Origin of the sequence: Ammonicoccus luteus (assembly GCF_050880385.1) — a bacterium.
Taxonomy (GTDB): Bacteria; Actinomycetota; Actinomycetes; order Propionibacteriales; family Propionibacteriaceae; genus Enemella.
Map to the genome: position 1 here is coordinate 286,529 of NZ_JBNZCI010000001.1, position 12,429 is coordinate 298,957.

The 12,429-nt window shown below is 67.4% G+C and carries 11 protein-coding genes; 3 read left to right on the forward strand and 8 right to left on the reverse strand.

All coding sequences use genetic code 11. The features are described 5' to 3' along the window. Positions 1 to 28 precede the first annotated feature (28 nt). A complete protein-coding gene (locus ACQ260_RS01325) occupies positions 29 to 1,246 on the forward strand; it encodes a multidrug effflux MFS transporter (RefSeq protein ID WP_432557591.1) in 1,218 nt (405 codons plus the stop codon). Between the two features lie 258 nt (positions 1,247 to 1,504). On the opposite strand, the gene ACQ260_RS01330 is transcribed toward ACQ260_RS01325, so the two are convergent. The 4 genes from ACQ260_RS01330 to ACQ260_RS01345 form a co-directional block, all read right to left on the reverse strand. After that, positions 1,505 to 2,473 (reverse strand): AEC family transporter, encoded by a 969-nt coding sequence (locus tag ACQ260_RS01330; RefSeq protein ID WP_432557592.1) that lies wholly within the window; start codon positions 2,471 to 2,473, stop codon positions 1,505 to 1,507. 78 nt (positions 2,474 to 2,551) lie between these two features. Continuing rightward, positions 2,552 to 3,205, reverse strand: a complete 654-nt coding sequence (locus ACQ260_RS01335) for an MOSC domain-containing protein (protein ID WP_432557593.1) — start codon at positions 3,203 to 3,205, stop codon at positions 2,552 to 2,554. A 20-nt stretch (positions 3,206 to 3,225) separates the two neighbouring features. Next, on the reverse strand, positions 3,226 to 3,363 hold the full coding sequence (locus tag ACQ260_RS01340; protein ID WP_432557594.1) for a hypothetical protein: 138 nt from the start codon (positions 3,361 to 3,363) through the stop codon (positions 3,226 to 3,228). 78 nt (positions 3,364 to 3,441) lie between these two features. Beyond that, a complete protein-coding gene (locus ACQ260_RS01345; RefSeq protein ID WP_432557595.1) occupies positions 3,442 to 5,244 on the reverse strand; it encodes a glycoside hydrolase family 15 protein in 1,803 nt (600 codons plus the stop codon). 57 nt (positions 5,245 to 5,301) lie between these two features. Between ACQ260_RS01345 and ACQ260_RS01350 the strand changes: the two genes are divergently transcribed. Beyond that, complete coding sequence (locus ACQ260_RS01350; RefSeq protein ID WP_432557596.1) at positions 5,302 to 6,189, forward strand: SMP-30/gluconolactonase/LRE family protein; 888 nt, start codon at positions 5,302 to 5,304, stop codon at positions 6,187 to 6,189. A 22-nt stretch (positions 6,190 to 6,211) separates the two neighbouring features. Here the strand turns inward: ACQ260_RS01350 and ACQ260_RS01355 are convergent, their stop codons facing one another. Further along, positions 6,212 to 7,702, reverse strand: coding sequence for a potassium/proton antiporter (locus ACQ260_RS01355; protein ID WP_432557597.1), 1,491 nt, complete (start codon positions 7,700 to 7,702; stop codon positions 6,212 to 6,214). Between the two features lie 24 nt (positions 7,703 to 7,726). Then, positions 7,727 to 8,506, reverse strand: a complete 780-nt coding sequence (gene nagB, locus ACQ260_RS01360) for a glucosamine-6-phosphate deaminase (RefSeq protein ID WP_432557598.1) — start codon at positions 8,504 to 8,506, stop codon at positions 7,727 to 7,729. Positions 8,507 to 8,650: 144 nt separating this feature from the next. Between nagB and ACQ260_RS01365 the strand changes: the two genes are divergently transcribed. Next, a complete protein-coding gene (locus tag ACQ260_RS01365) occupies positions 8,651 to 9,253 on the forward strand; it encodes a sugar O-acetyltransferase (RefSeq protein ID WP_432557599.1) in 603 nt (200 codons plus the stop codon). Here ACQ260_RS01365 and ACQ260_RS01370 read toward each other — a convergent pair. Together ACQ260_RS01370 and ACQ260_RS01375 are read right to left on the reverse strand one after the other, a co-directional pair. Continuing rightward, positions 9,242 to 9,982, reverse strand: a complete 741-nt coding sequence (locus tag ACQ260_RS01370; protein ID WP_432557600.1) for an SGNH/GDSL hydrolase family protein — start codon at positions 9,980 to 9,982, stop codon at positions 9,242 to 9,244. The genes ACQ260_RS01365 and ACQ260_RS01370 overlap by 12 nt on opposite strands. 219 nt (positions 9,983 to 10,201) lie before the next feature. Continuing rightward, positions 10,202 to 12,376 carry a malate synthase G gene (locus tag ACQ260_RS01375; protein WP_432557601.1) on the reverse strand — a complete coding sequence of 725 codons (2,175 nt, stop codon included), beginning with the start codon at positions 12,374 to 12,376 and terminating at the stop codon, positions 10,202 to 10,204. Positions 12,377 to 12,429 lie beyond the last annotated feature (53 nt).

The window sequence follows — 12,429 nt, forward strand, 5'->3', positions numbered from 1 at the left end:
CCACGAATAGCTGCAAGACTTCGCGGTGATGCCGACCGTTTCTCACTCCCCAGGCAGCAGATTGCTGCTCGTCGCGCTGGCGCTGTTATCGACGCTGGCACCGTTCGCGACGGACATGTATCTCCCTTCCTTTCCCGTCATGGCCCACGAGCTCGGTGTGCCGGTCACGGTCATCCAGCTCACGCTGACGACATTCTTTCTCGGGGTGGCCGCGGGGCAGCTCGTGCTGGGGCCGTTGTCGGACCGCACCGGCCGCAAGCCCCCGCTGGTGGTCGGGTCGGTGCTGTGCCTGGTGGCGTCGGCGGTGGCAGCGATGGCCCCGAATGCCGAGGTGCTCCTGGCGGCCCGGCTGGTGCAGGGCTTCACCGGAGCGGCGGGGATCGTAATTGCCCGGGCGATCGTGGCTGACATCTATCGCGGGGTGGCGGCAGCCAAGATGTTCAGCCTGCTCGCGATGGTGGGCGGCATCGCGCCGGTGGTCGCCCCGTTGATCGGCGGTGTGCTTGCGGTGCCCGTCGGGTGGCGCGGAATTCTGTGGGCGCTGACGGCGGTGACAGGACTCATGTTGCTCGCCGTGATCTTCGTGGTTCCGGAGACGCACGGCCGGGCGGCGCGTGCTCATCCTGAACCCGCAGTGTCCGCGAGCGGTCGAAGGCGACCGGCACTGTTCCTCCTCCTGCGGCGTCCGGGATATCTCGCGAACGCCCTGACGATGACCTTCGCCTTCGTCGTGTTGATGGGCTATATCGCCTCGTCGCCGTTCGTGTTCCAGACGATCATGGGCTTCGGCGTCCTCGGCAGCGGTGTCCTTTTCGCCATCAACTCGGCCGGGATCTTTCTCGGCAGCACGATCAACATGAGGCTCGTCGAGAAGCAGGGGCAGCATCGGATGATGGGGGTGGGACTCGTCGGCCTCGTCGCCGGCGTACTCCTCCTCACCCTCCAACAAGTCCTCGACCTCCCGGTCCTGCTGATCGAAGTGCCGTTGTTGTTCTTCACGATCGGCGTCGGGTTCCTGTTCGGAAATTCGGTGGCGTTGGCGTTGGGGTACGCGGCAGATGCGCGCGGGGCCGGGTCCGCGCTGATCGGTGCGTCGCAGTTCCTCGCCGGCGCGATCGTGGCACCGCTCGTCGGGCTCGCGGGTCCGGGCTCGGTCGTTCCCCTCACGATCCTCGCCGCGGTGGGAACGCTGGTGTGCCTCGGTTGTTTCCGGGTGAGCGTGCGCATGGGACCGGCTGAGCATTGATCCGGTGATTGGCCGGATCGCAGGGCGGTGCCGAAGCTACGAGCACAGCGATCAGAGGGCTGTCCGCGATCAGAGGGCTGTCAGCGATCAGAGGGCTGTCAGCTTCGCCCGTAGTGGTTTCGGCCCCTGAGATGTACCGGCAGACCGGGCGCGATCCTTTCCACAGCAATGCCGGACCCCATGTGGGGACATCTCAGGGGCCGAAACCCGGTGCCCCGGCCAACACGCCCCGACACGCCCATTCGGCACGAGAACGGCTCAGGTGAGCAGCGCGACCGCGGCGGAGAAGCTGGCGAAGCTCAGGACGGTGGACACAAGGATTACCCGGGCGACGCGGCCGTTGTCAGCACCGAACCGTTCCGCCAGCACCGACACGTTGGCAGCGGCGGGCAGCGCGGCCGCCAGGACCAGCACGACGAGGGCACTTTCGCTCAGGGGCAGGCCGAGCGCGATCGCCCCACGTCCGAGCAGCCACACGAACAGCGGATGGGCAAACAGCTTCAGCGCGGCCAGCCAATAGACGTCACCGAACGCCCGAATCCCCGTCCTGATCCGACCGTCAGGAGTGTTGCCCTGTTCGCGGGCGAGCACTGCCCCGATCGTGAAGAGTGCGACCGGGGTGGCGGCGGCAGCGAGCAAGGTGATCACCTGGTCGATCGGGGCGGGCAGCGTCAGTCCGGTCGCTCCCCAAGCGCCCCCCAGAGCGATGGCCCACGGCAGGGGATTGCGGGACATCCGCGTGAGGGCGCCCCGGAGTTCGGCCCAGGCACTCCGTTTCTCGCCGGCACCCCGGTGCGAGAACGCCACCCCCAAGGACTGGATGAGCACGATGTCCACCAAGAGGGACGCGATGATCGGGCCGTTGGCAGTGGCACCCAGGAGGGTGGTGAGCAGCGGCACGCCCATGAATCCGGAATTCGGCAGCACGGCGATCAAGGCGCCGAACGATGCGTCCAGCCAACCCAGCTTGCGCCGCAACGCAGTGGTGGCGGCGATCGCCATGATCAGCAGGCCACTCAGGAACCACAGGCCGAGGACCACCGGGTCGAGCAGTTCGGCGATCGGGGTCCTCGCGCCCAGCTGGAACAGCATCGCAGTGAGTGCGAAATAGAGCACGAACGTGTTCATTCCCGGCACCGCCACCAGCGGCAGGATGCGCAGGCGGGCAGCGAGATAGCCGATCAACACCAGCGCGAAGAACGGGAAGGTCACTGAGAGAATGGCCACCTGCGGAGTATCGCACTCGTCTCCCCGACCGGATCAGCGCGGACCGGTGGCCCGGCGCGTTCGGCTCGCTGCGCTCGTTCAGCTGGAGCGGCTCAGGAGCCACTCGGCGCGCCGCAGGAGGCGGGCCCGCCAGTCGTCGTTGAGGCCGGGAGCGGCCGCAAGGGCGCGCAACTCATCGGGTGCGGGGCGGTGGTCCCGATCGGTCGCGAGCAGGCGTGCGAGCGTCATGTCCGGGGCAGGCCGATCGTCGAGGCTGACCGGGTCACCTGCGGCCAATTCGCCCGGGGTGAGCACCCGCGCGTACCACCCGGGGCACCCCAATTTCACGACCACCTGGTTGAGGCCGGGGGAGTCCAACCGGTGGTCGATCTTCCAGCACGGCCGGCGCGGCTGGCTCACCTGCAGCCGGACCGTGCCGATCCGATAGATGTCCCCGATGCAGACGGCGGACTCCGTCAGACCGGGCGCGGACAGGTTCTCCCCGAGCACACCGGGACGCAGCTGTCCGGCCAGTTCCGGCCGCGCCGCTGCCAACAGGGCATAGTTCTCCGGCGGATAGAGGTGGACTGCCTTCTCCGGGCCACCATGGACCCGCAGGTCCCCTTGTTGGTCCCCGGTGAGGCCGTCCGCGTCCACCCGGACCGCGCCCCCGACTGGGTGCTTGACGATCGCCGACAGCTGCCCTTCCGGGGCCAACGGCGCCGGGGTGCCGACGAAGACGGCGTCCAGCACGCGGGGCTGGACGGTGGTCGTCAGCCGTCGACCTTCTTCATCTGGACGCCGCAGCAGATCTCCTCGTGACGCCCCGAGGTGCAGTTGCAGGCCTTCTCATAGACCAGCTGCGCACCGCACTTCTCACAGGCATACCGTTCACCGGCAGGTCGAGCCATGGGGTCCTCCTCACAACGGGTCCTCGGTGGTCCGAGGCGTCCTCCTGACCCTCCACGGTACTCCGGCGCCGCCCCGTCTCAGGCGGCATCCCCCGCGTCCAGGATCGCCGCCGCGGCACGCACGAGCCCGAGGTGGCTGAACGCCTGGGGGAAGTTGCCGGCGAGGCGGCCGCTGGTCGGGTCGTATTCCTCACTCAGCAGCCCCACGTCGTTGGCCAGACCGACCAGTCGATCCATGAGCGCGACGGCGTCGTCGAGGCGACCGCTGCACGCGTACTGCTCCACGAGCCAGAACGAGCAGATCAGGAACGGATATTCGTCCCCCGTGAGACCGTCCAGTCCGGCAGCGGTCCGATAGCGGTGGAGCAGACCGGAGCCGTCGCCCAGCTCGGCCTCGATCCGGTCGACGGTCCCGAGCATGCGGGGATCGTCATAGGAGCAGAACCCCGTGTGCGGCAGCTGCAGCAGCGACGCGTCCACCTCGGTGTTGTCGTAGGTCTGCGTGAACGAGTTCGATCCGGGATCGAAACCGTGCTCGTCGATCTCGGTCTGCAGCCGTGCCCGCAGCTCGCGCCAGCGGTCGACGGGACCGTCCAGCCCGTGCTGCTCCACCGCCTGGATCCCCTGGTCGAACGCGGCCCACATCATCGCCCGCCCGTGGGTGAACTTGTGCGCCTCCCCGCGCATCTCCCAGATCCCGTGATCCTCGCGATCGAAGTGCTCTTCGCAGTAGTGGAGGAGCTGGCGTTGCAGCCCCCACGACCACGCATCCTCACCCTGTCCGTTGTCCCGCAACTGACCGAGCGCCAGCATCACCTCGCCCACCACATCGGCCTGATATTGGTCGACGGCGCCGTTGCCGATCCGCACGGGCCTCGAGTCGGCATAGCCGGGCAGGTGGTCGAGTTCGCTCTCGGGAAGGTTCCGTTCACCCGCGATGCCATACATGATCTGCAGCTGCGAAACGTCCCCGGCCACCGCTCGCAGCAGCCAGTCGCGCCAGTGCACGGCCTTGTCGGAATTCCCGTGCGCCACGAGGACCTCGATGGTGAAGGCGGCGTCCCGGAGCCATGTGTATCGGTAGTCCCAGTTGCGCTCGCCCCCGAATTCCTCCGGCAACGAGGTCGTCGGTGCCGCGACGATCCCGCCGGTCGAGGAGTTCGTCAAAGCGCGCAGCACTTGCAGGGAGCGCCGCACTGGTGCGCGGTAACGCCCCCGGACCTCCAGATCACCGCTCCACTGCGCCCAGAACCGTTCGGTCTCGCCGATGGCGGCCGCCGGGTGGGCGGGCTTCGGGAACGGACGGTGCGAGGGGAACCACAGCATCTGCCAATCGAGGCGGCCGCCCTCGCGCAGCGGCGTCCGGGTGGTCAGGCAGGGGGAATGGGCACCGTGGGGTCCACACTCGGGATCGAGGTCCGGACCCGAGAGGAGGATGCCGACGGGTCCGGCCATGACGACGAGCCCCTGGGGTTCCTGTCGGATCCAGGGCACGACCTGCCCGTAGTTGAGGCGCAGCCGCAGGTCCTGTTCGACCACCACCTCGCCCGACACGCATTCGACGACCCGCATGAGGTCGACCTCGTCGGCGCCCGACGGCAGCAGGTCCAGGACGCGGGCCGTGCCGGTCGGGCTCTCCCACGTGGTCTCCAGGACGAACGAATCGCCGCGATAGCGCCGCTCGACCACGGTGCCGTCGGCGATCGTGAGCTGCCAGCGCCCGTGGTCCGGCGTGCCGAGCAGTGCACAGAACACCGCGGGGGAGTCCATCCGGGGCAGACACAGCCAGTCGATGCTCCCCTCCCTGGACACCAGGGCAGCGGTGCGCATGTCGGCCAGCAGGGCGTACTCCTCGATGGGGGTGCTCAGGTGCGTGCTCATGCGGCCCAGTCTCCCAAAGCCCTTGGGCAGCCCCGATGAGCCACCTAGGGTGAGGTCATGAAAGCGGAGCGGCTGACGGAGACCATCGCATACCACGGTGAGGGTCCCGTGTGGTTCCCCAGCCTCCGGCGCCTGCGGTGCGTGGACATGCTCCACGGGGCAATTCTGACGCTGGACCCGGCCGATTCGGGTTCCGGTTTGATCGGGCGGGATCGGGTGGAGCGTACGCCGGTTGGGTCTCCGATTGCGTCGGTCCTCCGGCCGCGGGTCGGCGGAGGAGCTGTGATCGCCACGGAGTCCGGCATCTCGCTGGCGAGAACGGACGACCTGTCCGACCTGACGCCGGCGGTGGAACTGTTCCGGGACGAACGCCTGCGCACGAACGAGGGCGGGTGTGATCCCGAGGGCCGGTTCTATGTGGGCACGATGGCCTATGACCGGACCGAGGGCGCCGCCTCGGTGTATCGCTGGGACGGGCCGGGCAGCGAGCCCCGCACCGTGATCGCGCCGGTCACGACCTCGAACGGGATCGATTGGAGTCCGGACGGCAAACGTGCCTACTACAACGACACCCCGACCATGACCGTCTGGGCGTTCGATCATGATCCTGCGACCGGGCTCGGTCGGCGGCGGCCCTGGGTGACGATCGACGAGCACGCAGGGCGGCCTGATGGTCTCTGTGTCGATGCGGAGGGCGGTGTCTGGGTGGCGCTCAACAAGGGGTCCGCGGTCCACCGCTATGCCCCGGACGGCACGCTGAGCGAGATCATCGACGTGCCGGTTCATCAAGTCACGGCGTGCACGTTCGGCGGGGCGGATCTCGATCAACTCTTCATCACGACGTCGCGGGAAAACCTCGAGGATCACGAGGAACCGGCCGCCGGATCCGTCTATGTGGTGCGACCTGGCGTGCGCGGGCTCGAGGCGCGGCCGTTCGCCGGTTGATCGGGATCGGCCGCGCGGCGCGTCAATGGGTGCCGGAGAACCATCGGCCGAGCCGGCCGCCGCGATCAACATGACTCAGGCGTTCGGTGACCGCGGGCAAGTCCTCGGGTTTGCAGGTGAGGATGAGTTCGTCCCCGGTCCTGAGATGGGTGTCGTCACCCGGCACGAGGATCTCGCCCCCGCGGATGATCATCGACACGGTCGCCCGATCGGGGAGGCGGAGTTCTTTGACGGTGACGCGGTGCAGGCGGGAGCCGGGCAGCACGGCCGCTTTGAGCACCATGACGTCGGCATCGTCCAGCGCAGCGGATTCGAAAGTCATCTCGGTTGTCCCGGCGGGCTCGGAGACGCGGGTCAAGCGCGCCACGAGCGGCAGGGTCGGACCTTGGACGAGGGTGAACACGATGACCATCAGGAAGACCACATCGAAGATGTGCTCACCATCCGGCACCGAGGAGGCCATGGTCATCGCCGCGAGGACGATGGGGACCGCACCTCGCAGCCCACCCCACGAGATGAAGATCTGCTCGCGCAACGGCACCCGGAAGGGCAGGAGGCAGGCGAACACGGAAACCGGACGGGCGACGAAGGTCAGCAGCACGCCGACCACCAGTGCGGGAGCAATGGCGTCCACCAGCCGGTGTGGGCTGGCCAACAGCCCGAGCATCATGAACAGCGACATCTGTGCGAGCCACGCCAACGCCTCGACGAACCCGATCGTGGTGCGATGGTGGGGGAGCCCGCTGTTGCCGACCACCAGACCGGCGACGTAACAGGCCAGGAGACCTGACGCTCCGATGATGCCCGCCCCTGCGAACGCGACCATGCCGATCGCCACCGCTCCCAACGGATAGAGCCCGCTCGCGGGCAGCGCCGCCAGTCGAAGCAAGGACGCTCCCCCGAGGGCGACCAGCAGTCCCACGGCGGCGCCGACGCCGAGTTGGAATGCGGCGGAGGTGAGCATCCCGGCGGGTGACATCTCGAACCACGCGTCCGAGATGACGACCGCGATGAGCACGATGACCGGTGGGTCGTTGAATCCGGATTCGGCCTCCAGCGTCTGGCGGATGCGGTGCACCACCGGGAGCCGTCGCAGGATGGCGAAGGTTGCCGCCGCGTCGGTCGACGAGGCCACTGCGCCGAAAATCACGGCGGTGCGCCAATCGACATCGAGGACCCAGAACACGACGGTGGAGGTGACGGCGACGGAAATCAGCACCCCCGCGGTGGCGAGGACGACCGATCGCGCGACGACCGGTTTGATCGCGGCGGCGCGAGTGGTATAGCCGCCTTCCCAGAGGATGATCGCCAGGAGCAGCGTGCCGACCTGTCGGGTGAGTTCCACGTTGTCATAGGTGAGGCCGATGCCACCGTCACCGAGGAGCATGCCGATGCCGACGAACAGCAACAGCACGGGCATGCCGAGCCGATGGGACAACTTGATTGCGACGAGGGCCAGCAGCAGCAGGCCGGTTGCCGCGAGAAGCAGCACATGAAGCGTTTCATCGCTCATGGCGCCTCCACGGTGGGCTGTTGGTCAGTGACCGTATCCCGGGATGATCTGTCGCTCGCGGCGATAGAAGTCGACCCTCGCCAGCATGGAGCCGGCGAACTCGTCCACCAAGAACGTTACCTTCGGGTGCAGTTGCAGGGCAGAGGCGGGGACGCTTGAGGTGAGTTCGCCCTCGATCGCCGAGCGGATCGCCGGAGCTTTGCCCGCGCCCGTGGCGATCAGCACCAGTCGACCGGCCTCGAGGATCGTGCCGATTCCTTGGCTGAGCGCGAGCAGCGGCACGTCCTCGGCGTCGTCGTCGAAGAACCGAGCGTTCGCGTCCACGGTCTGGTGGGTCAAGGCGACCACCCTAGTCCGGGAGGCGAACGACGAGGTCGGCTCGTTGAAGCCGATGTGTCCGTTGTGGCCGATGCCCAGCAGTTGCAGATCAATCCCGCCTGCGGCGCTGATTGCCTGTTCATAGTCGGCGCATTCGGCGACGGGATCGGCGGCCTTGCCGTTGAGGACGGTCAGTTGGGCAGGATCCAGGTTGCAGGGGCCGACCACGTGGTCGTCCAGGAACGCGCGATAGGACATGGGATGGTCGGCCGCCAGGCCGACATATTCGTCCAGGGCGAAGAACCGCACCGAGGACAGGTCCAGGGTGCCGGCAGCGACACGACGCGCCATTTCGACGTAGATCGGAATCGGCGACGACCCGGTCGCGAGCCCAATCACGGCGTCCGGACGGTCCGCGATCCGCTCCGCGATCAGATCGGTCGCAAAGCGGCCGAGAGCCTCCCCGTCGTCCTGGATGATCCGCATGGCACTCCGTCCTTCGGACGTGGTCAGGCGGCGGTTTCCTGACTTCAGCCCGCAATCGTTTTCCCGCATGGTAGTGCGCGACCTCTTGTTCGACATCGCGGGCTGCTGCTGCGCGGAACGCCTCGGCCACTAGCGTGCACGGTCGTGACTTCATCGATGCCCTCCGACCATCGCACCCAGCGCGAGCGCATGCTGGCCGGCGATCTGTACATCGCGGATGACCCCGATCTCGCTGCGGCCTCCGGGCGGGCGCTTCGGCTCCAGGCGGAGTACGCCCAGCTCTATCCCCACGATCAGCAGGCCGCTCGAGCCGTTCTGGCCGATCTCCTGGGCGAAGTGGGGGAGGGCGCCGATATCCGCCCGCCGCTCTTCGTCGACTATGGCGAACAGCTCAGCGTGGGCGCCGGGACATTCGTGAACTTCGGTCTGATCGCGCTCGATGTGGCTCCCATCCGGATCGGCCGGGACTGTCAGCTCGGACCGGGTGTGCAGTTGCTGACGCCGACCCATCCGCTCGATCCGGAGTTGCGGCGCGCCAAGTGGGAGGCGGCGGAGCCGATCACGCTCGAGGACAATGTGTGGCTCGGCGGTGGGGTCATCGTGCTCGCCGGCGTTTCGATCGGAGAGAACTCGGTGATCGGTGCGGGCGCGGTGGTCACCCGGGACATCCCCGCCAACGTGGTGGCGGTGGGCAATCCGGCGCGTGTCGTCAGGACGCTGATGCCGGGGGACTCGTCAGGACGCTGATGTGGCGCTCGGGCTGGCGAGGTATTCCGCCAGCAACGCGTCGGCCCAGCCCGCATAGCCGGCCGCGGTCATGTGCATCCCGTCTGCTGCGAACAGGGTGGGGTCCAAGGGCTTCGGCGGGCGACTGGAAGCGAACGTGACATTGTCCCGTCCGCTGGCGATGCGTGCGGTGACGACGTCCATCTCCTGGCCGCGGCGATCGAGAAACTCGGCGAGCGGGCTCGGAAGCTGAGGGAAGTCCTTCAGCGGCGGCATGCCGGCGACGAGGACATGTCGGTTGCGGACAGCGAGATCCTCGACGGCGGCTGCCATGTCGATGCTCCAATCCGCGAGCGTCTCCCCGTTGATCACATCGCTCACCCCGGCGAGCAGGACGACCAGGTGATAGTCGTTGTCCAGTTGGGGAATCACATGGTGACGGGTCAGGCACACCGTCGAGCCCTGCGCGCCCCGCGCCGTCCATTCGACCTCGCGTCCCAGAGCATCGCGCACACGGCGGGCGAGAGCACCGGCGATGCCGTGGTCGTGCTCGGTCACCCCGACCCCCGCGGCGGTGGACTCACCGACGATGGCCAAGCGGAACGAAGGCCGTCCGGGCCCCGGGACGACGCCATGATCGAGACCCTCGGCGCAGGACAGCACCGGGCGGCGGTTGCGCAGCCACAGCGCCTGGGCGGCGATCACCGGGGCTTGCCAGAGCCTGACCGTGTGGGGGTCACGGGTGCGCATGTGCATGTTTGCCTCGTGGGATAGCGGTCATGTGGCCTCCGGAGTGGATCCGGACCCTGGGAGTAAGTATAAGTCCATCATAATCTTTCTGAGACTCTCCAAGCCAACTATAAGCCGAGCCTTTGCGGCAGTTTTGCGGTCGGCCACCTCCGAAGCGTCGGGACCGGGCGACAAAAAAACGGGCACCCCGCGAAAAGCGGGGTGCCCGTTCGGCTGGAATCAGAGACCCAGCGAGGCCTTCAGCTTCCGCCGGTAGGCGTGGAGCAGCGGTTCGGTATAACCCGACGGCGACTTCGTGCCCTGCAGGATCAGGTCCCGCGCGGCGCACCAGGCGATGCTGTCGGTGAACTCCGGAGCCATGTTCCGATAGAGCGGGTCACCGGCGTTCTGTTGGTCGACGACCGGCGCCATGCGCTTGAGCGAGTCGAGGACGAACTCCTCGCTGACGATGCCGTGGCGGATCCAGTTGGCGATCAGCTGCGAGGAGATGCGACAGGTGGCCCGATCCTCCATCAGGTCGATGTCGTTGATGTCCGGCACCTTGGAGCAGCCGACACCCTGATCGATCCAGCGGACGACATAGCCGAGGATCGACTGGCAGGAGTTGTCGATCTCGTTCCGCTTCTCATCCTCGGTCCAGTCCGTGCTCTCCGCGACGGGAATCGTGAGGATGTCGGCGAGCTCGGCGCGCGCACCGCCCGCCCGCAGCTCGTCCTGGATCGCCTTGACATCGACCCGGTGATAGTGGGTCGCGTGCAGGGCGGCACCGGTCGGCGACGGCACCCACGCGGTGCTGGCGCCGGCCTTCGGCTGACCGATCTTCTGCTCGAGCATCTCGGCCATCAGCTCGGTCATGGCCCACATGCCCTTGCCGATCTGGGCCTTGCCGGGCAGCCCGTGCTTGAGACCGGTGTCGACGTTCCAGTCCTCATAGGACGTCATCCACGTGGCGTTCTTCATCTCCGCCTTGCGGATCATGGCGCCGGCCTCCATGGAGGTGTGGATCTCGTCACCTGTGCGATCGAGGAACCCGGTGTTGATGAACACGACGCGGTCGATCGCCTGCTCGATGCACGCCGACAGGTTCACGGTCGTGCGGCGCTCCTCGTCCATGATGCCGACCTTGAGCGTGTTCTCCGGCAGACCGACGACCTGCTCGACAGCGGCAAACAGCTCGGTGGTGAACGCGACTTCGTCGGGGCCGTGCTGCTTCGGCTTCACGATATAGATCGAGCCGGTGCGCGAGTTGCGCTTCTCGTTGCTCTCCACGAGGCCCGGGATGGCGCACAGCGAAGTGACGAGGGCGTCGAGGATGCCCTCCGGCAGCTCCTCGCCGCGGGAATCCAGCACTGCCGGGTTCGTCATCAGGTGGCCGACGTTGCGGACGAACATGAGCACACGGCCCGGCAGACGGACCTCGCCGCCGTCCGGCGCGGTCCAGGTCCGGTCGGCGTTGAGCACGCGGTCGAAGGTCTTGTCGCCCTTGGTCATGTGCTCCGACGCGGTGCCGTCGTTGAGCAGCAGCCAGTTGCGATAACCGATGACCTTGTCCTCGGCGTCGACGGCCGCGACGGAGTCCTCGAGGTCCATGATCGCGGTGATCGCGGCCTCGACCACGATGTCCTTGACGCCGGCCTTGTCGGTCGAGCCGATGGTGTCCTCGGCGTCGATCACGATCTCGATGTGGAGCCCGTTGTTCTTCAGCAGCACCGCCGTGGGGGCGTCGGCATCGCCGGAGAAGCCGGCGTACTTCTCCGGATCCTTGAGGCCCACGGTCTCGCCGCCGGACAGAGTGGCGACCAGCCGCTCACCGGCTGCGTACTTCGTCACATCCGCATGCGAACCCGACTCCAGCGGAGCGGCGGTGTCGAGCAGCTCACGGCCCCACGCGATGACCTTGTCACCGCGGACCTTGTTGTAGCCCTTGCCGCGCTCGGCGCCGCCCTCGTCGGGGATGGCGTTGGTGCCGTACAGGGCGTCGTAGAGCGAGTGCCACCGGGCGTTGGCCGCGTTGATCGCGAAGCGACGGTTGAGGATCGGCACCACGAGCTGGGGACCGGAGACCTCGGAGATCTCGGTGTCCACGTTCTCGGTGCGGACCTGGAAGTCAGCGGGCGGTTCGACCAGATAGCCGATCTTCTGCAGGAACGCGACGTAGTCGTCCATGGCCGGCGCGCCCGGATTCGCCCGGTGATATTCGTCGATCCGGTGCTGCAGGTCCTCACGGATCTGCAGCAGTTGGGCGTTGCGCGGGGCGAAACGGGCGAATACGTCGGTGAACCCCTGCCAATAGGCTTCGGGATCGACGTCGGTCTTGGGCAGCGCCTCGTCGTTGATGAAGTCGACCAAGATCTTGTCGACCTGCAGGTCGCCGATCTTCACACGTTCGGTCATCGAGCAAATCTCCTGTTCGTTCGGGTCGCGGCCGGACACAGCCCAGTACGCCG